This is a genomic window from Caulobacter sp. GW456-12-1-14-TSB4 (assembly GCF_059424195.1).
In genome coordinates, this window is record NZ_JBWKZF010000003.1 from 204027 (window position 1) to 222194 (window position 18168).

An 18168-nucleotide genomic window follows, 5' to 3' on the forward strand; every position below is an offset into this window, starting at 1 on the left:
GTCTTACCGTGCTGGTTGGCGATCGAGACCTCAGATATCGTTGGCTAGAGGTCCCCAATGACAGGGCCGAACTTTGCCTTTCACCCATCCGATCTCACGGTTCGGAAGGTATCGGAAGGCTTCCAGCGGCGGACTGCTGTGCTTCCAATTGCTATGGGTGAGGCCGGGCATCAGGTAGGCCGAGCGGGGCTGGGCTTGGATGCTGGCGCGGTCCCAGCTATCGCTCACCCAAGGGCATCACCCGAGTCTGCGCTTGTAGAGCCAGAGCACAAGCTGCTTCCCGTCTGCTAAATCCCGACACTCGGCATGGGCACGGGTGACGGCAGGGTCGCCCTCACCTCGACTAGGCCGACGCCCAGATGGAAGACTCGGTCCGCTGCAGCGATCGTTTCAGGGCGGTGGGACACGACAATCCGCGCAATCTTGAGCGACGAAAGGTGTTCGTTGATCGCCCGCTCCTTGAAGACGTCGAGATGCGAATTCGCTTCGTCCAGGATCAATATCTTGGGCCGTTTGTATAACGCCCTGGCGAGCAAAATCCTCTGCTTCTGCCCGCCAGACAGCGTCGACCCCAGATCGCCGACGAAGGTTTCGGCGCGCATGGGCATGGCCTGGACCTCGCCATCGATCGCGGCCATGGTCAGGCATTGCCAGACGCGCTCGATCTCGATCGCATCGTCGAAGAAGGCGACGTTTTCGGCGATCGAACCGGGGAGAAGTTCATCGTCCTGCAGAACCAAGCCTACGGCCTCTCTCACCCGTCGCGCGCCCCAGCTGTTGAACCCGAGGCCGTCCAGGCGCACCGATCCGGACGTTGGCTGATAGAGGCCCGACAGAACCTTCATGAGCGTGGATTTTCCAGATCCCGACGCGCCCACAATCGCCACGCACTCGCCGGCGGCGACAGACAGGCTCAGGTTTTGAAAGACGAAAGGATCCTGGGGCGAATAGCAGAAGCTGACCCGGTCCAGTTCCAGGCGACCGGTGATTTCCGGAAGGTTGCTCGCCGCCCCCTCAAGCCCTGTCTCTCGCGGCGTCAGGACAATATCGGCGATACGGTTGGTATAGAGATCCGTCAGGCGCCAATTCACGATCTGCTCGAACAAGGTGATCGACCGGGCCATGAACTGCGAACGATAAGATACGAAGGCATAGAGGATGCCGATCGTCATTTCATTGTTTACGATTTTCCGGACCCCAAGATAGACGATAGCCGTCAGGATCACGCCGTCGAACAGTTTTTGGACCGCGTTGAAACTTAGATTGACGAAGGCGCTGGACTGGTTGGCCTTGATCGTCTCGGAGAACTTGTTGGCCCAGTCGTTTTCCCGCTGTGCTTCGCCATTCATGGCCTTGATGGTCTGTATGGCGCGCAGGGTCTCCAGACGCTTGCCCTGCTCGGCGATGGACGCCATCAAGGCGTCGGCGGCGTATCGCCGGCTCAACGGCAGGCAGACCAACCTCAGCGCCACATAGACGGCCAGTCCGACGCCTGTGATCAGCGCCAAGGTCGGTGCGAAGATGGTCATCAAGATCGCGGTCGAGAGGGCCATCGCACCATCGATCAGCGTGCCGACAAGACCGTTAGTGACGAGGGCCTTGATGGGGTCGAGCGCCTGCAGTCGGCTCTGCGTGTCGGCGAGTCGCCGACGCTGGAACCAAGCCAGCGGCAGTCGCATCATATGATGGAAGACCCGCCGACTCATATCCCAAGCCAGTACGCTGTTCATGCGTTGCAGGACGATGCCGCGCAGGACCTCAGCGATGGCGTTGAATACGGCGAAGGTGGCAAAGCCCATGGCCAGAACGCCCAGGAGATCAATGTCCCCCTTCAGGGCGACCTCATCGATGGCGATCTGCATGTAGAAGGGACTGGCGATCACGTACGCCTGCAACAGGAGGGACAGGATCAGCGCCTTGCCCAGCCCGCCTTTGAGGTCCGGGGTCCACCGTAGGAGACTGCTCAATTTCAACCGCGGCGCGTCGGCCTTGCGTTGGAACGACGGCGTGGGCGTCAGTTCGAGCGCGACCCCCGTGAACCGTCGGGCCACCTCGCGCAAGGCGACGATCTGGTAGCCCAAGGCGGGATCGAAGATGCGAACGCCTTTTTTGGCTACGCGGTCGAGCACGACGAAATGATTCATGCCCCAGTGCAAAATGGCAGGGCACTGCAGTTGCGCCAGTTCATCGACCTCGCAGCGAACCGCGCGGGAAGAGAGCCCGATGCCTGCGGCGATGGCGCTAAGGTCCCGCAAGGTCGTGCCGCGCGACGAGGCCGGGTGACGCTGACGCAGCCAAGTCAGGTCGATCTCGGATCCAGCCATGCTGGCGGCCATCGCCAGAGCCGCCAGACCACATTCGGTGGCTTCCGATTGACGATTGCGAACCGCGGGGTCGAGTTTCATGGCGCCATTCTGCGATTGACGGCCTGGAGCGGATCAAACAGCCAATCGACGAAAGACCGTGTTTCCAAGATGAGGTCGGCAGACAAGCGGCTGCCCGGCGACAGGCGCCAGTCCTTGCCGTAGGCGCGGACCGATTGGCGGTCCAACGCCACCGTGATCCGATAAAGGGCCTCCTTGGCCTCGACAGCATCGGCCAGTTCGGCCGGACTCGTCGGCGCGTTGGCGACGGACACGACATGCCCTCGCCCCATCCCAAAGCGCTGATAGGGAAAGGCGTCGTACATCAAGCGGACTTCATCGCCGGGACGAATGAAGCCAAGCGCCCGGGAGGGCGCCCATAGCTGGGCCTCGAGCTTTCCCCCTTCGGGCACGATGACCGCAACGGTCGAACCGCCAGAAACCGCCGCCCCCGGGGTCGCGCGCAAGGACGCCAACTGCCCCGACCTTGGCGCGACGATCAAAGCTTCACCGTCCGCGGCGTATGAGGCGCGCTTCTCGCGAATCTGCGCTGCAGAGGCATGCATCTCCGCCGCCGCCTGCTTCGCCTCCGCGCCTAGCTGACGTCGAGCCGCTTCAAGCTGCACGAGTGACGCGGCGCCCTCTTCGGCCTGTCGCTCGATCATCGAAAGATTTTGTTGGGCGGCCACAACAGCCTCTTCACGCTGGCGAAACTGCAGCTCCGAGAAATAACCCTTCTCGCGCAGCGGCCGCGCGGCCTCGAGCGACGCAGAATTCAAATCGATGCGACGCTTCTGCAAGGCCACTTCCGACGTCAGGCGCTCCTGCTGTTGCAGGAGGCTGCGCCTTTTTTCGTCAAGCTCGCGCGTCTTTTCGCGCAAGGACAGGCCGTTGGCCTCCAGTCTCTCTGACACGGCCTCCTGCTGCTCATCGGAGGCGCCGACCAGCACCGTAGACAGCCGATCGCCCTGAGTGGTCACCGCATCATACTGCAGCCTAGCGACGGGAGCTCCCGCCTCGATCGTGTCGCCTTCGCGGACATAAACCGCAGTGAGGACGCCAGGCCGGGTGACGGCCAAGTGGATGGCGCCGGCGGCGGGGACGATGATACCTGCCACCGTTTCCTTTCGCGCATATTTGGCCGTGCACAGGAAGACGACTACGACGATGAACGTCACTGTCAGGAACAGCGTCAGGATCCAGGACGCCGCTTCGAAGGGCCGAGCGGGGCGGCCGTAAGCAGCCCCGCTCGCCTCGATGGCTTCGCGACGAAATAGACCGTCGTCTGTCGACGGGGCGGGATCTGGTTGCACTGGGATTCTACCGAGAACGGGGAACGTCTTTTGTTTTCAGCGAGAACCAGTGTCCGGCATTGTCCATGGGCTTTTCGTCAGGGAGCGGCGTTGCCTTGTCGCCGTGGTAGACGATCATCGAAGCGCTGCCCGGCCCGATCATCAATCCTTGTGACGCAGTCACGAAGTTGATCCTATTCACATCCGCGCCGGGCTCGTTCGTGCGCGCGGCGATCGCCCAGTGAACGCCCAGTGCGCTCAATCGCCCTGAAATCTCTCTCGAGCGGCCATGATCATCGCCGTGGCAGCGGGAACTTTCGCGATACTCAGCGTAGAAGGCGATCACGCCCTTGCAGCCCTCGATATCTTGGACGAGTTTGATGAACTCTGGGCGATGGTCCGCGAAGATCCGTCTAGGATCCGGTGTCACTGCCTGGGCGCAGGCAGTGACACTGAGCGACGTCGCGAGTAGCAGGCCAAAGCCAAGCGCCTTCACCGCTAAATCCCTGATTGATTTGCGACTTTGTAGGCGAAATAGCCTGCGGCGATGAGTGTGGTGTCGCCGGGTAGATCGCCAAAGCGCGCGCCGGCGGCGATCATGGCGGCCGCCTTAGTGTCGTTGACTATGAAGTCTGGATTTGCTTGCGCCAGGATAGCCGAGTAACCCGCGTTGGCATAGGCCGCGACCTCCGACGTACGATCATAGTACCCTTGCTTGGTCATCTGGTACAGTCCGGCGCCGGCGGCCGCTTGGCCAAGTGTAAATCCGATCGCATGGGCCGTGACGCCAAAGAACCAGTTTCCGAAGGCCTGAACGGTGTCGGAATTGACGACGGAAAGTTGAGCGGCATAGGTATTCTTGACATCCAGGGGGCCATGGCTGTGAACGTCTTCTATGAATTGATTAAAGGCCGCTTTGTACTGAGTAGGGGTATGAAGGTTTCGGCCATTTTCCCACTGCTGATGGATAATGGCGTCAACGTTGAAGCCCTGCCCCGCGAGGATCTGGACGATCTGCGCATACTCGGCGGGGATGATCTGGTGCCCCGGCTCGGGCGGCGAGAAACCGCCAAGGCCCATGATCGCCGGTCCGGAAATCTGCAATGTGGAATAGCCGGGACGGTTGTCGATGTAGGGATCGAACGAAGCACCGATACCGTTGACGTCATGCCGGACAAGCTGGACGGTCAGTTCAGCAGCCGTGATGTCGCCATTCGGCAGCGTCTGCGGGCTCCCCAGATAGGTTTCCGCGGAAAACCAAACCAATCCATCCGTCGAGCCCGTACCGTGGGCCGAAGAGAAGGCGATGTCGTTGGAGGTCGCCCAGAGCGAATCCGCAGGCATGTGACCAGCGTCGAAGTCGTTCATGACCTGCTGCCAAGCCGGATCCGTATAACCGAAACTGAACGGTGAGTTGAAGTCCAGATCGCTTCCCTGCGGCCTGCCGGCTCGCAGTTTCTCGGCGTCCTCCAAGTCCATGATGCTGAAATTCACGAAGGCGGCGTCGACGTCGAAGCCACCCGCAACGCGGTCGAGTTCGTTGATGTCCAGGTCGCGCATGTCCCTAACCTTTCACATAATCTAACTGACGGTGTCGGCTTCTTGTGCCGTTATCGACAAAAGATCTTCCATTCTTGATGCGTATGCTGACCAGTTTCCTGTTTCGCTAAGATCATTCAGGGACCAGGAAACATAGGATGAGTTCACGTAGAACGATGGACCGAGCGGAAGACTTGGGTTGTTGAGCAACCCGGCGTGCGCGAGCGCCCCGACAAGCAGCGCCCTGGCGCATCTTCCATTTCCATCCAGGAGCGGATGGGCCAAAATAACGATCGCGTAGGATATGATCGCCCGATGCAGCGGATGAAGATCCATCGAAAATAGATCTAGATAGCGAACCCGCCACTGAGACGAGAGTTCAACGTCTTCGAAGTAGGTCGTCGGGTGCCCATCTAGCGGGGTGGTTCGCCCTTGCTTCCCTGAATATTTGTTTGGACGCCCCGACAGCGCGGAGGAAAGCTTCAGGAACCGCTCCTCGGAGATTCCGCCTCGTCTGAAATCTTCCCAGAAAAACCAGTAAATAGGCTCCACGCACGGCCGCAGCATGAATTCGGCGGCGCTGGGATGTATGATGGGCCACGACGCACTGGGAACAGCCAACCGACCCGTGATATCGCCGGACCTCACATGGTGAGCATATCTTACTTCCAGGCCGAAAGTTTCCGAGACCTTTTTAAATTTTCGATCCCTCTCTCGGATCAAATTTTCAACGCGCCGCGTCTTGTCTGATATAGTTGGGAGCCCCTTTATTATCGGCGCTTTAAGGTGGATATCATTCACCTGTGAAACCTGCCCCGGGCTTCGGCACGACAATTCTGGAGACGCTTGCGTCACAACCCGCTCGGCCGCTGAACTCACTTGAGGTAGGCGTAGCAGCACGCACAACCTAAGGGAAGATTGATTCCATCTTAAATTGCAGATTTTGCCGCCAACATTGAACCCGCTACCAAAGACAGGACGCTGGCCAGCCCCCCGTCGCCGCGTGACCTGCACGGCCTGCGTGTCGGGAGAGGTTTGGACAGGGCGGATTCGAGTGGCCGGAAGATCTCGATCAGCATGCTCTTGCCGAGCGGGATCCAGATGCCGTCCACTGGCGCGAAGGCGCACAAGCTTGCTGTAAACCGAGGTCCGTTGAGCACCCCGCCAGGGACAGCACCAACCTGTTTCCGGGCCACTTCTAGCCTGTACCGACAAGCCCTCAGAAAATCTCTCGCCCCTCGCTCATTGAATCACTTCGATGATTATCTAAATGTCGAAGCGTTCGCCGATCAACGGCGTCCGGAGAGAGACAATGAGCAAGCTTACTGGCAAGACCGCCGTCGTGACCGGCGCCTCGAAGGGTATCGGCGCCGCCATCGCCAAGGCCCTGGCCGCCGAGGGCGCGGCCGTCGCGGTCAACTACGCTTCGAGCCGTGACGGCGCCGACAAGGTCGTGGCCGAGATCACCGCCGCCGGCGGCAAGGCCATCGCCGTCCAGGGCGACGTGGCCAAGAGCGCCGACGTCACCAAACTGTTCGACGAGACCGCCAAGGCTTTCGGCGGCGTGGACATCCTGGTCAACAACGCCGGCGTCTACGAGTTCGCCGCGCTGGAAGACGTCACCGAGGAGCACTTCCACCGCCAGTTCAACATTAACGTCCTGGGCCTGCTGCTGGCCACGCAAGAAGCGGCCAAGCGCTTCGGCGCCGACGGCGGCAGCGTGATCAACATCAGCTCGGCGGCGACCACGGTCGATATCCCGACCGCCTCGGTCTACACCGGCACCAAGGCCGCCGTGGACTCGATCACCCGCGTGCTGGCCAAGGAGCTGGGTCCGCGCAAGATCCGCGTCAATGCCGTCTCGCCCGGCGCGGTCGAGACCGAAGGCACCCACACCGTCGGGATCATCGGCTCTGAGCTCGAAGCTCAACTGGTCGCCCAGACCCCGCTGGGCCGCATCGGCCAGCCGTCGGACATCGCGCCGGTGGTGAGCTTCCTGGCGTCGCCGGACAGCTTCTGGATCACCGGCGAGATCATCGCCGTGGCCGGCGGCAACCGCTAAACCATATGGTAGTGCCGCGCCAGGCGCTGCAGGGCGAGTTTCAGGACCGTCTTGCCCGCCCGGCGCGGCAGCTTCAGCGACCGCTCGGCCATCTCCAGCGCCGAGCCCATCAGGCAAACCCGCTCCAGAATCTCGCGCAGGCCCGGCCCCACCGCCGCCAGCGCATTGGCGATCCGCTCACGGGCGGCCAGATCGCGCTCGGCCGGGGCCAGACCCGGCCTGCCGCCGTCCACCCGAGGCGTCGCGTCCCAGCGCATGGTCATGCGGCCTTGCGCGCCCAGGCTCTCGAACTCCTCGCGCAGCCGCTCGCCGGCCGCGGCCTCGGTCGGCGTCAGCCAGGGCTGGCCGTTCCCGTCGCGGCGGCGGGCCAGCCAGGCGATCGGCGACTCGCCGAGATTGCGTCGCACCGGCCCCTCGGCCGTCACGACCTCTTCCTCGATCACGCTCGGACGTCCCGGCGGCGGCGTCGAAGGTTCTGGTCTGGCCGTCATCGTCCAGCCGCCCTGGGCGCGCGGTTTCAGGGTCGCATCGCGGGCAAGGGCCTGGAACGCCGCCTCGTCCAGGGTCAGCATGACGCTGCGCCGCCGGCTGGGCCCCAGGCGCACGCCGTAGCCCAGACCCAGCGCCTCGACCACCGCGCCGGGACGCGACAGCAGCCGCATGGCCCGTTCGGCCAACCGCCGCGCCTCCAGTTCCATATCGAACTCCGCGCTCACGCCGGAATCTCCTCGGCATGGGCCGGAGCCTGGCGCAGGCAGGCCTCCAGGTCGGTGAGCCGGCGGTCGAAGACGGCGTCCTCACGCATGTCCTCGATCTTGCGGCAGGCGTGGCCGCAGGTGGTGCGATCGCGACCGAACGCGAAGGCCACCCGCGCCAGCGACCAGTGGAAGGTGATGTGGGTCAGGTAGATGGCCAGCTGCCGCGCGCGGACGGCGGCATGGGTGGCGCGCCTGGGCGCGCTGATCTCGGCCGCCGGCACGCCGGTGGCCAGGGAAACGAGATGGGTGACGAAGCCGACCGTCAGGCGGTCGCGACGGGGATCGGGCGTGATCGCCCAGATGTCCTCAAGGGCTTGAACCAACATGGCGTCCTCTCCTCCCAGCCGCGAGCACGGCGGGCGAATACGACTATAGGTATATAATCTTATGGAGAGGAAGATATTCCTATTTCACTCAAGCTTTGATCGCTTAAAGCTTTGATTTTCCTAGGCTGCAACAGCCGATACACCCACAATCGGACGGGCATTCGTACGCCGTTCGTCCGCGATCGCCCCCCGTTTGGCGACAGGTGTCGGAAGGGCGATTCGCGTCGCGGGCGCCTGGTCGAACAGCGCCTGCATGCCCGCGACCCAGGCGGCGTCCACGACCGTCCCGGCAAGACGCAGGCGTTCGCAAGCGCGAATGGCCTCGTAGGCCCCGACCGTGGGATTTGCGGCCAGAAGGGCCGGCGAACAAGCGCCTCGTATCGCCTGGGTCACCGTGGACGGCGCGGGCGGCCCCTCCCGCAACCACCGCTCCGCCAGATGGAAGCCGTCGGCGCCGAACAGGCGCATCATGTAGCCGACCTTGGTCTGGATCTGAATCTGGCCCTTCCGATCGACCGCGATCATCGGGAACGCCGGGGCCAGCGACGGCAAGGCCGTGTTGGCGTAGAAGATCATATCCCAGTAGCCGTTGGCGATCCGAACGAAGTGAGCGGCGTCCCTCACCAGGACCAGCCCCGACTCCTTCATAGGCAGGATTTCGACCTTGGCCTTGCGCACATCGACCGTGTCGTTCGACACATCGACATATAGCGAGCCCAGCTGGATCGCGTTCTGGAAATACCGGTCGCGCAGAGCGCCCCAGACCATCCGTCCCTGGCCGCCGTTGTCGAAGAACGCCTTCAGCGCCCGCTCCCCCGCCGATCGGGGCCTGGCGGGCCGTGCGTTCAGCCGCGACAGGACATCGATCGTGATCTCCAGGCACAGGCCATAGGGATAGGGCTTGCCGTAGCGCCCGCCGGCTTCAACCGCCAAGGCCTGGTCGGTCTCGCCGCGCAGGGCCAGGAACGTCGCCTCGAGGGCGGGAAGCGCCGGGATCAGGAAACGCCTGGTCAGCGCCGACTGCAGACGGTCGGCGTCGAGATCGAACTCACGCATGGGACTTTGGGCGAACTAGACACCTTCGAGGGCGACACCGTGTGGCAGGATAGCGCCTCTGTGCGAGACCACCAGCGCGGCCAGAGCGTGCGCGCGCCGGATCGCCTCCGGAATGGGTAATCCCGCCAGCCGCGACGACAGGTAGGCGGCGTTGAAGCTGTCCCCCGCCCCCGTGGTGTCGACGGCCTTGACCCGGCCTGGCGGCGGCGTGGTCGTCCGGCCTTGCGGCTGGTGGACATTGACCGCGTGGCTCTCGTCGCGGGCCACCACCTCGGCGCCGGCGGCGGCCCACTCGGCGGCCAGGTCCTCGGCCTCGCGGTCGTAGAGCGGGCGGCTGTCCTCGCTGCTCAGCGAGATGTAGCGGCACGAGGGCACGACGCCGTCCAGGGCCGCGCGGGCCGCCTCGGGGCTGGGCCACAAGGCCGGGCGGTAGTTGAAGTCCAGGGCCACGGCGATGCCCAGCGAGTGGACATAGGCCAGGATGTCCTTCAGGCGCGCCCGCCCGATGTCGCCGACCACCGCCAGGGTGACGCCCGACAGGTAGACGAGGCCGCTGGCCTTGGCCGCCTCGATCAGCTGGTCGGCGGTGTGGGCCGAGAACAGGTCGCGGATCGGAGCCCGCTCGCGCCAATAGTGGAACTTCCGCTCGCCGTGCTCGTCCAGGACGATGGCGTAGAGGCCCGGCAGGCGGTTCTCGACCTGGCGGACCAGGCGGGTGTCTATGCCCTCGCGGCGCATGGCCGACAGCACGCCCTCGCTGAACGGATCGCCCTGCCCCAGCGCCGTGCAGTAGGCGACCTCGTCGCCCAGGCGGGCCATGTAGATGGCGGTGTTGAACGTGTCGCCGGCGAAGCCCATGCGGTAGAGGCTGTCGGCGCTTTCCGGCGACAGCTCGACCATGCATTCGCCGAGTACGGTGATCCTGGCCATGGTCAGCCCTTCTTCTTGGCTGACGGCGCGGCGGCCTTGGACTGCTGGGCGATCCAGGCGTCGATCCGGGTTTCCAGCACCGCCAGCGGCAGCGAGCCGTGCAGCAGCACCGCGTCATGGAAGCCGCGCTCGTCGAACTTGTCGCCCAGCTTGGCCTCGGCCCGCTTGCGCAGTTCCAGCAGCTTCAGCTCGCCGATCTTGTAGGCCAGGGCCTGGCCGGGCCAGGAGACGTAGCGCTTGAGCTCGACCTCGATATTGGTCGGCGACAGAGCGGTGTTGTCGGTGAAACAGGCGCGGGCCTGCTCCATGCTCCAGCCCTTCCAGTGCATGCCGGTGTCGGCCACCAGGCGACAGGCGCGCCACATCTCGTAGGACAGACGACCGAAGACCTCATAGGGGTCCCGATAGATGCCCATCTCCTCGCCCAGCCACTCCGAATAGAGACCCCAGCCCTCACCGAACGCGGTGAAGTAGAGGTTGCGGCGGAACTCGGGGACACCCGTCTGCTCGGCGGCCAGCGAGGTCTGGATGTGGTGGCCGGGCGCGCCCTCGTGCAGCACCAGGGCCGGCAGCTCGTACAGCGGCCGCTGGTCCAGCTCCGAGGTGTTGATCATCAACCCGCCGGCCCGGCCGACCTTGGCGTCGCCGCCGAAGTAGCGGCCGGTGGTGTAGCCCTTCTCGATGCTGGCCGGCACCGGACGCACGCCGTAGGTCAGGCGCGGCAGGACGCCGAAGTGAGCCGGCAGCTGGTCGTCGGCGCGCTTGGCGATCTCGGAGGACTTCTCCAGCAGCTGCTGACGGCTGGTCGCATAGAAGCGCGGATCCTGGCGCAGCATGGCCAGGAAGGCCGGCAGGTCGCCCTGGAAGCCGGCGGCCTTCATGGTCTCCTGCATGCGGGCGCGGATGCGGGCCACCTCGGACTGGCCGATGTCGTGAATCTGGTCCGGCGTCAGGGTGGTGGTCGTGTGCCGGCGGGCCAGGAAGGCGTAGTAGCGCTTGCCGTCCGGCAGGTCCGAGGCCGCCAGACTCTTGGCGGCGTGCGGGACGTATTCCTCGGTCATGAACTTGACGAACGTGGCGCGGGCCGGCGCGACCTTGTCGGTCATGGCCTTCTCGCCCTCGGCGACCAGGGCCGCGCGCGTGGCCTCCGGGATGCTGGCCGGCAGGGTGCGTAGCGGCGTCATCAGCGGATCGTCGGCCAGCGGCGTGGCGGCGGTGCGCTGGGCCCGCTCCTGGACCGCTTGAGCGGTTGGGATGGCCTGGACGAAGCCGGCCTTCACCCCGCGACGGGCGTTGTCGATATTGGCCGCGTACCAGCCGGGCATGCCGTTCAGCAGGCCGATCCAGCGCCGGGCCTCGGCCTCGCTCTTCAGCTTCATGCCGGTGGCGCGGTACAGCATCATCACGTCGAAGCCGCCGTCGCTGCTGAACGGCATCCGCGACTCGTCGTAGCCGGCCGCCTCGATGCGGTCCTTGACGGTCCACAGCAGCAGATCGCGGGTCAGCTTCTCCTCGTCGGAGAGGCCCTTGGTCTCCATCGACGACAGCGCCGCCGAGATCGCGTTCAGCTTGGTCAGCCGCGCCGCATCGGCGGCCGGCGAGACGTCGGGCAGCCGCCAGCGAGCCTCGCTGGAGCCGCCGGAATCGGGATCCTCGTCGGCATTGCCCAGCGCCTCGTAGCGGGCGACCAGGCTGACGAGATTGCCGGAGGGCGTGGCCCCGGCGGCCGAGACGGCCAAGGCTGCGAGGCAGACGCCGGCCAGGGCGGCGCGCCAGGGTGCGATGCGAGTCATGAGGCGCAGCTTAGGCGAACGCGGATCGCCCGGCGACACGCGAATCGTTCACCGCGATCCCTTGGCGGGGACCGGTTGGAAGCACCTAAGTTTTTGGAAGATGTTCGAGAATGGAGCGGGCGAAGAGATTCGAACTCTCGACCCCAACCTTGGCAAGGTTGTGCTCTACCACTGAGCTACGCCCGCCCATTCGCGAGATATATAGTCGCTCCATTCTCCCGAAAGTCCGGAAGAATGGAGCGGGCGAAGAGATTCGAACTCTCGACCCCAACCTTGGCAAGGTTGTGCTCTACCACTGAGCTACGCCCGCATCGGCGGGGCTCAGAAGAGCGCCCCGCGACGAGGAGGCGGCTTATGGCAGAGGGCTTCGCGCTTGGCAAGCGCCCTTTGAGGGGTTGCCGACAGCCTTTTTTCGGAGGCTAGATTTCGCCAGGTTTTCCGGGGGCGGAGTTCTAGGCGTTGCGTCTGTTTGTGTTCGGTATGGGCTATGTCGGCGCGGCGTTTTCGCGCGCCCTGAAGGCGCGTGGCTGGGAGATCGCCGCCACGGCGCGGGACTCCGATCAGGCTGATCGGCTGCGCGCCCAGGGAATCACGCCGGCCGATCCGGACGATGGCCAGGCCATGGCCGCCGCGCTCCAAGGGGTGAACGCCATCCTGGTCACCGCCCCGCCCGGTCCCGACGGCTGCCCCGCGCTGGAATCGCTGATCCCCGCCCTCGCCCAGGCCCAGGCTTTCCCCGACTGGATCGGCTATCTCTCCACGACGGGGGTCTATGGCGACTACGACGGCCGCTGGGTTTTCGAGACCGCGCCGCTGAAGGCCCAGTCGGTCGAAGGCGCCCGCCGGGTCGGGGCCGAGCGCGACTGGCGCCAGGTCGGGCGCGGCATGGGCCTGACCGTCACCGCCTTCCGCCTGCCAGGCATCTACGTTCCCGGCCGCAGCGCACTGGACCGCCTGCGCGCCGGCGAAGGCCGCCGCATCGTCAAGCCGGGCCAGGTGTTCAGCCGCATCCACCTCGACGACATCGTCTCAGGCTTGCTGGCCTCGCTGGAGCGGCCGAAGGCGGGCGGGATCTACAACCTCGTCGATGACGAACCGGCTCCGCCGCAGGACGTCATGGAGCATGCGGCCAAGCTGCTCGGCGTCCCGGTCCCGCCAGACCTGCCCTTCAACGAACTGGGCATGTCGCCGGCCACTCGCCGCTTCTACGCCGAGAACAAACGCGTCTCGAACGCGCTGGCCAAGGCGGAACTGGGCTGGCGGCCGGCGTATCCGACATATCGCGAAGGGTTGGCGGCGATTTTGAAGGCGGGCGGATGAACTTGCCCCCTCTCCCATAGGGAGAGGGTTGGGGTGAGGGGTTACAGCGTCAGACGAAGTGCCGGCACGCCGTCAAGCCTCGTAACCCCTCACCCTCCCATCGCTACGCGACGGGCCCCTCCCTCTCCCTAAAAGAGAGGGGTTAGAAGCCCTACTCGTCGTCGATCGCCGGCGCCCTTGGGGTGATCCCCACCGCGTCCAGACCCGCCGCATTGCGCAACCGCGCCGCTCGCGCCAGGCGGCGGGACACCAGGTCGCCCTCCTCCGGTTCCGCCAGGCCCTTGGCCTCCGCGACGGCCGCCACGAGGCGTTCCAGGTCCTGCGGACGCGACAGGCGGTGATCGCCGTCCTTGATCAGGGTGAAGACGACCTGATCCGAGTTCAGGGCGTTGGCCAGCTCCAGCGCGTGAGTCCACGGCACGTCAGGGTCCGCGCCGCCTTGCAGCACGCGCACCGGCACATCGATCGGCACGGGTCCCGGCAGGATCGACCACCGCGCTCCGTCTTCCAGCAGCTCGCGGGTGATCGCGTAGCCGACGTCGTCATACTCCGACGGCCGGATCCAGAAGCCGTCCTTGGCGATCGCCGCCTTGGCCTCGGCCGAGAGATCCGGTTCCATCAGCTTCTCGGTGAAGTCCGGCGCGGGGGCGATCAGCACCATGGCCTTGACGCGGTCGGGCCTAGCGATCGCCGCCAGGCACGACAGCCAGCCGCCCATGGACGAGCCGACCAACACCAGCGGGCCTGTCGTCAGCTCGTCGATCAGCGCCAGGGCGTCCGCGCGCCAGCGGCTGATGGTTCCGTCCTTGAACTGGCCATCGGACTCGCCGTGGCCGAAATAGTCGAAGCGGATATAATTGCCGCCGCTGGCCTGGGCCTGCTCGGCCAGGACCTCGGCCTTGGTCCCGGTCATGTCGGAATGGAAGCCGCCCAGCCACACGACCGTCGGCCCCTCACCCTCGACGCGGCGGAAAGCGATCTTCGAGCCGTCTTCACGCGCCAGGGCGCCCCGGGATTCGGTCATGGCGTCGCCTCGATCCTTTCGCTAACTAAAATTCGCTCGTTTTCGCCGAGAGTCGCGTGCCCGACCTACCCGCCGATTTCACCTTGCTGCAAGTCACGCCGGAGCTGGAAACCGGCGGGGCCGAGCAGACGACGATTGATGTCGCCCACGCGGTGGTGGCGCAAGGCGGCAAGGCCTTGGTCGCGACCAAGGGCGGGCGCATGGCCTCGCGCCTCGAAGCCGACGGCGGCCGGCTGGCCCAGATGCCGGCCCAGTCCAAGAACCCGCTGATCATGCTGGGCAACGCCGCGCGGCTGATCGACCTGATCCGGCGCGAGAAGGTCAGCCTGGTCCACGCCCGCTCGCGCGCCCCGGCCTTCAGCGCCCTGTGGGCCGCGCACGCCACCAAGGTGCCGTTCATCGCCACCTATCACGGCGTCTACAACGCCAAGTCCAATCTCAAGCGCTGGTACAACGCGGTGATGACCAAGGGCGACCTGGTCATCGCCAATTCCGAGTACACGCGCGACCACGTCATCCGCGAGCACGGCATCGCGCCGGAGAAGGTCGTGGCCATCCCGCGCGGCGTCGACCTGTCGCGCTTCGAGCCCGGCGTGGTCGGCGGCGACCGCATCGAGGCCCTGCGCAAGGCCTGGGGCGTCTCGGACAACGAGCGCCGGCTGAAGGTGCTGCTGGCCGGCCGCCTGACCCGCTGGAAGGGCCAGGCCCTAATGATCGAAGCCATGGCCCGGCTAAAGGCGCGCGGCGAGGATCGGGTCCTGCTGCTGCTGGCTGGCGACGATCAGGGCCGTAAAGGCTACCGCGCCGAGCTTGAGGCCGCCATCGCAGCCGCCGGCCTGGAGAATGCGGTGAAGCTGGTCGGCCACTGCGACGACATGCCGGCCGCCTATCTGCTGGCCGACCTGGCCATCGCGCCCTCGCTGGAGCCGGAAGCCTTCGGCCGCACGGCGGTCGAGCCGCAGGTGATGGGTCGCCCGGCCATGGCCTCCGACCACGGGGCCACGCGCGAGACCATCCTGCCGGGCGAAACCGGCTGGCTGGTCGCGCCGGGCGACGCCGAGGCCTGGGCCGACGCCTTGCTCGAAGCCTGCGAGATCGGCGCGGCCGGACGACAAACCCTGGGTCAGGCCGCACGTCTTCGCGCACGGCGGTTGTATTCAGTGGACGCGATGTGCGAAGCGACGCTCAACGTCTACGCTCGCGTATTGAGCGCCCGAAGTTTGGAGCGGCAGCCTTGAGCAAGGAGATCAAGAAGGTCCTGGTGATCAAGCTGGGCGCTCTGGGCGATTTCGTCCTGGCCCTGGCCGCGATGAAGAAGATCCGCGAGGCCCATCCCAAGGCCAAGATCACGCTCCTGACCACCCCGCCCTTCGAGGCCCTGGCCAAGCTCAGCCCGTACTTCAACAGCGTCGAGACCGACGGCCGGCCCAGCGACGTGGGCGAGACCCTGGCCATGATCGGCCGCATCCGCAAGGCGCGCTACGACCGGGTCTACGACCTGCAGACCAACAGTCGGACCAACTGGTACTTCCAGCTGCTGCGCCCGTTCGCGCCGCAATGGAACGGCATCGCCTTCGGCGCCTCGCTGCCGCAGAAGGGCTCGGCCCGACTGCGCATGCACACGCTGGAGCGGCAGGCCGATCAGCTGCGCGCCGCCGGCATCTGGCCCGACGCCCCGACCGAGCCGGGCAGCGCCCCGCCGCCTGACCTGACCTGGATCCTGCGCAAGCACAAGGAGCCGCGCCCGGTGGCCGGCGCCGCCACGCCGCGTCCGTATGTGCTGTTCGTGCCCGGCGGCTCGGCCCACCGGCTGGACAAGCGCTGGCCGGTCGAGAACTATGCCCAGCTGGGCTCGCTGCTGAAGGCGCGCGGCCTGGACATCGTCATCATCGGCGGCCCGCAGGAAAGCGCCATGGCGCGCCACATCCAGAAGGCCGTGGGCGGGGCCCGCGACCTGACCGGCCGCACCGACTTCGCCCAGCTGGCCGTGCTGGGGGCCAAGGCGGCCCTGGCCGTCGGCAACGACACTGGCCCGACCCACCTGCTGGCCGCCGCGGGCGCCCCGACCATCGCCCTGTTCTCCGACGCCTCGGACCCCGAGCTGTGCGGCCCGCGCGGCCACGTGGCGGTGATCCGCTCGCCCGACCTCAAGGCCCTGCCGGTCAGCACCGTGGCGAGCGCGGCGATGGCGCTGCTGCCGCACTGATCTCGCGGAACTAATACCCCGCGTACCGCCCCGGCTTGTGGTTGGCGATGATCACAGCGCTCAGCGCCACGGCGCTGGCGATGGACAGCAAGAGCTTGTCGAAGCTGATCGTGAAGAAGGCCGCCAGGATGACCAGGCAATCGGCGGACATCTGCACCTTGCCGGCGCTGATGCCGCGCCGCTCGTGCAGCCAGAGCGCCAGCACCCCCGTCCCGCCGACGCTGGAGCGGTGACGGGCCAGGGCCAGGATGCCCATGCCGATGATCGTGCCGCCGAACACGGCCGAGAAGATCGGGTCGACGTGGCCGATCTTCAGCCAGTAGGGCATGCCGAAGGCCAGGCCCATCAGCAGCAGGTTGGTCGCCAGGGTCTTGAAGGTGAAGGTCCAGCCCAGGGTCCGCTGGGCCAGGACGTAGAACGGCAGGTTCAGCAGGAAGAACACCGTCCCCACCGGCCAGCCGCCCAGGTACGAGATGATCAGCGCCACCCCGGCCACGCCGCCCGTGACGAGGCCGGCGGCCTTCAGCAGGGTCAGGCCCACGGCGATGAAGCTGGAGCCGATCAGGAGGGCATGGACGTCCTCCAGGGCGGTGTGGCGGTGTTCAGTCATGAGGCTCGCGGCAGGCGTCTTGAAACGGGGAGAACTCGTCCCCACCCTGTCATTTCCGCCCATTCACCGGCTGGGATCAGAAAAAACTGTATCCGCCAGCGTCTCTTTGACCGCCGTCGCTTGATAGAGCGCGGCCGGCGGGTCATATATCACTTTCTCGCGGCGCGCCCAGCGCGGCGCGCACGCGTTCAACTCTACCCTCATCAACTGCCCCGGAGCCGCCCCTATTCGCCGTCCTATGCAAACGCCGCCCGTTAAAGACGGACCGCGTATCAACGAAGACATCCGAGTCCCCCGCGTCCTGCTGATCGACCAAAACGGCGAGAAGCAAGGCGAGATGCCGACCGCGTCCGCTATGGAAGCGGCCGAGGAAGCCGGCCTGGACCTGGTGGAAATCGTTCCGAACGCCAATCCGCCTGTCTGCAAGATCCTGGACTACGGCAAGTTCAAGTTCCAGGAGCAGAAGAAGAAGAACGAGGCGCGCAAGCGGCAGAAGGTCGTCGAGCTCAAGGAGATCAAGCTCCGCCCGAACATCGACATCCACGACTACGAGGTCAAGGCCAAGGCCATGACCCGCTTCTTCGAAGAAGGCGACAAGGTGAAGGTCACCCTGCGCTTCCGTGGTCGTGAAATGGCTCACCCCGAGCTGGGCATGAAGCTGCTGCACAAGGTCAAGGCCGACTTCGACGAAGTCGCCAAGGTCGAGTACGAGCCGCGCATGGAAGGCCGTCAGATGATCATGATCCTGGCCCCGCGCTAAGGACTGGTCTTCAGCTAGACATCGAAACGCCCCGGCCCTCAAAGCCGGGGCGTTTTGTTTTGCGCAGGCCCTTTCGGATGTCTCGACACGTCCGCACCCTCTGGTAGAGTTTCCAGCGGTTGGGGGAAG

The 18168-nt window shown here is 65.5% G+C and carries 17 protein-coding genes, 2 tRNA genes and 1 pseudogene; 6 read left to right on the forward strand and 14 right to left on the reverse strand.

Annotation, left to right across the window (positions count from 1 at the left end; genetic code table 11):
* Positions 1-287 precede the first annotated feature (287 nt).
* The 5 genes from AC07YH_RS04335 to AC07YH_RS04355 are packed head-to-tail and all read right to left on the reverse strand — an operon-like array spanning position 288 to position 5995.
* The gene (locus tag AC07YH_RS04335) at positions 288-2405 is read right to left on the reverse strand and encodes a peptidase domain-containing ABC transporter (RefSeq protein ID WP_494745777.1); all 2118 of its coding nucleotides are present in this window, start codon (positions 2403-2405) and stop codon (positions 288-290) included.
* The gene (locus AC07YH_RS04340) at positions 2402-3676 is read right to left on the reverse strand and encodes an HlyD family secretion protein (RefSeq protein WP_494745778.1); all 1275 of its coding nucleotides are present in this window, start codon (positions 3674-3676) and stop codon (positions 2402-2404) included. Before AC07YH_RS04340 ends, AC07YH_RS04335 begins: the two co-directional genes overlap by 4 nt.
* A gap of 7 nt (positions 3677-3683) precedes the next feature.
* Positions 3684-4151, reverse strand: coding sequence for a hypothetical protein (locus AC07YH_RS04345; RefSeq protein WP_494745779.1), 468 nt, complete (start codon positions 4149-4151; stop codon positions 3684-3686).
* A gap of 2 nt (positions 4152-4153) precedes the next feature.
* On the reverse strand, positions 4154-5215 hold the full coding sequence (locus AC07YH_RS04350; RefSeq protein ID WP_494745780.1) for a hypothetical protein: 1062 nt from the start codon (positions 5213-5215) through the stop codon (positions 4154-4156).
* Positions 5216-5236: 21 nt separating this feature from the next.
* The gene (locus tag AC07YH_RS04355; protein ID WP_494745781.1) at positions 5237-5995 is read right to left on the reverse strand and encodes a Fic family protein; all 759 of its coding nucleotides are present in this window, start codon (positions 5993-5995) and stop codon (positions 5237-5239) included.
* Positions 5996-6506: 511 nt separating this feature from the next.
* Here AC07YH_RS04355 and AC07YH_RS04360 point away from each other — a divergent pair.
* Positions 6507-7256: a glucose 1-dehydrogenase gene (locus AC07YH_RS04360; protein ID WP_494745782.1), complete on the forward strand. Its 750-nt coding sequence runs from the start codon at positions 6507-6509 to the stop codon at positions 7254-7256.
* Here the strand turns inward: AC07YH_RS04360 and gafZ are convergent.
* From gafZ to AC07YH_RS04395, 7 genes are all read right to left on the reverse strand, one after another.
* Entirely contained in the window at positions 7253-7954 is a 702-nt protein-coding gene (gene gafZ, locus AC07YH_RS04365) for a gene transfer agent activator GafZ (RefSeq protein ID WP_494745841.1), read from the reverse strand. The genes AC07YH_RS04360 and gafZ overlap by 4 nt on opposite strands.
* A gap of 14 nt (positions 7955-7968) precedes the next feature.
* Entirely contained in the window at positions 7969-8340 is a 372-nt protein-coding gene (gene gafY, locus AC07YH_RS04370) for a gene transfer agent production transcriptional regulator GafY/HdaB (protein WP_494745783.1), read from the reverse strand.
* 120 nt (positions 8341-8460) lie between these two features.
* Positions 8461-9396 carry a hypothetical protein gene (locus tag AC07YH_RS04375; protein WP_494745784.1) on the reverse strand — a complete coding sequence of 312 codons (936 nt, stop codon included), beginning with the start codon at positions 9394-9396 and terminating at the stop codon, positions 8461-8463.
* A gap of 15 nt (positions 9397-9411) precedes the next feature.
* Complete coding sequence (locus AC07YH_RS04380; RefSeq protein WP_494745785.1) at positions 9412-10326, reverse strand: sugar kinase; 915 nt, start codon at positions 10324-10326, stop codon at positions 9412-9414.
* A 2-nt stretch (positions 10327-10328) separates the two neighbouring features.
* Complete coding sequence (locus AC07YH_RS04385; RefSeq protein ID WP_494745786.1) at positions 10329-12119, reverse strand: DUF885 domain-containing protein; 1791 nt, start codon at positions 12117-12119, stop codon at positions 10329-10331.
* A 111-nt stretch (positions 12120-12230) separates the two neighbouring features.
* Positions 12231-12305: transfer RNA gene (locus AC07YH_RS04390), tRNA-Gly, on the reverse strand.
* A 49-nt stretch (positions 12306-12354) separates the two neighbouring features.
* Positions 12355-12429, reverse strand: a tRNA-Gly gene (locus tag AC07YH_RS04395).
* 149 nt (positions 12430-12578) lie between these two features.
* On the opposite strand from AC07YH_RS04395, the gene AC07YH_RS04400 reads away from it, so the two are divergent.
* Positions 12579-13439 carry an SDR family oxidoreductase gene (locus AC07YH_RS04400; RefSeq protein WP_494745787.1) on the forward strand — a complete coding sequence of 287 codons (861 nt, stop codon included), beginning with the start codon at positions 12579-12581 and terminating at the stop codon, positions 13437-13439.
* A gap of 33 nt (positions 13440-13472) precedes the next feature.
* Positions 13473-13568 (forward strand): annotated as a pseudogene (locus AC07YH_RS04405) (hypothetical protein); the annotation flags it as partial.
* Between the two features lie 22 nt (positions 13569-13590).
* Here AC07YH_RS04405 and AC07YH_RS04410 read toward each other — a convergent pair.
* Positions 13591-14463, reverse strand: a complete 873-nt coding sequence (locus tag AC07YH_RS04410) for an alpha/beta fold hydrolase (protein WP_494745788.1) — start codon at positions 14461-14463, stop codon at positions 13591-13593.
* Positions 14464-14519: 56 nt separating this feature from the next.
* Between AC07YH_RS04410 and AC07YH_RS04415 the strand changes: the two genes are divergently transcribed.
* Together AC07YH_RS04415 and AC07YH_RS04420 are read left to right on the forward strand one after the other, a co-directional pair.
* Positions 14520-15701 carry a glycosyltransferase family 4 protein gene (locus AC07YH_RS04415; RefSeq protein ID WP_494745789.1) on the forward strand — a complete coding sequence of 394 codons (1182 nt, stop codon included), beginning with the start codon at positions 14520-14522 and terminating at the stop codon, positions 15699-15701.
* Positions 15698-16669 carry a glycosyltransferase family 9 protein gene (locus AC07YH_RS04420; protein ID WP_494745790.1) on the forward strand — a complete coding sequence of 324 codons (972 nt, stop codon included), beginning with the start codon at positions 15698-15700 and terminating at the stop codon, positions 16667-16669. The genes AC07YH_RS04415 and AC07YH_RS04420 overlap by 4 nt, the downstream gene beginning before the upstream one ends.
* Positions 16670-16679: 10 nt before the next feature.
* Here the strand turns inward: AC07YH_RS04420 and AC07YH_RS04425 are convergent, their stop codons facing one another.
* Positions 16680-17279 carry a YitT family protein gene (locus AC07YH_RS04425; protein ID WP_494745791.1) on the reverse strand — a complete coding sequence of 200 codons (600 nt, stop codon included), beginning with the start codon at positions 17277-17279 and terminating at the stop codon, positions 16680-16682.
* Positions 17280-17517: 238 nt separating this feature from the next.
* Between AC07YH_RS04425 and infC the strand changes: the two genes are divergently transcribed.
* Positions 17518-18039, forward strand: a complete 522-nt coding sequence (infC, locus tag AC07YH_RS04430; protein WP_099580303.1) for a translation initiation factor IF-3 — start codon at positions 17518-17520, stop codon at positions 18037-18039.
* Positions 18040-18168 lie beyond the last annotated feature (129 nt).

Coding starts and splice junctions, on each gene's coding strand:
- gafZ (WP_494745841.1), bottom strand. CDS start 7,954: ATGGAACTGGAGGCGCGGCGGTTGGCCGAACGGGCCATGCGGCTGCTG.
- AC07YH_RS04375 (WP_494745784.1), bottom strand. CDS start 9,396: ATGCGTGAGTTCGATCTCGACGCCGACCGTCTGCAGTCGGCGCTGACC.
- gafY (WP_494745783.1), bottom strand. CDS start 8,340: ATGTTGGTTCAAGCCCTTGAGGACATCTGGGCGATCACGCCCGATCCC.
- AC07YH_RS04350 (WP_494745780.1), bottom strand. CDS start 5,215: ATGCGCGACCTGGACATCAACGAACTCGACCGCGTTGCGGGTGGCTTC.
- AC07YH_RS04380 (WP_494745785.1), bottom strand. CDS start 10,326: ATGGCCAGGATCACCGTACTCGGCGAATGCATGGTCGAGCTGTCGCCG.
- AC07YH_RS04335 (WP_494745777.1), bottom strand. CDS start 2,405: ATGAAACTCGACCCCGCGGTTCGCAATCGTCAATCGGAAGCCACCGAA.
- AC07YH_RS04410 (WP_494745788.1), bottom strand. CDS start 14,463: ATGACCGAATCCCGGGGCGCCCTGGCGCGTGAAGACGGCTCGAAGATC.
- AC07YH_RS04360 (WP_494745782.1), top strand. CDS start 6,507: ATGAGCAAGCTTACTGGCAAGACCGCCGTCGTGACCGGCGCCTCGAAG.
- AC07YH_RS04425 (WP_494745791.1), bottom strand. CDS start 17,279: ATGACTGAACACCGCCACACCGCCCTGGAGGACGTCCATGCCCTCCTG.
- AC07YH_RS04385 (WP_494745786.1), bottom strand. CDS start 12,119: ATGACTCGCATCGCACCCTGGCGCGCCGCCCTGGCCGGCGTCTGCCTC.
- infC (WP_099580303.1), top strand. CDS start 17,518: ATGCAAACGCCGCCCGTTAAAGACGGACCGCGTATCAACGAAGACATC.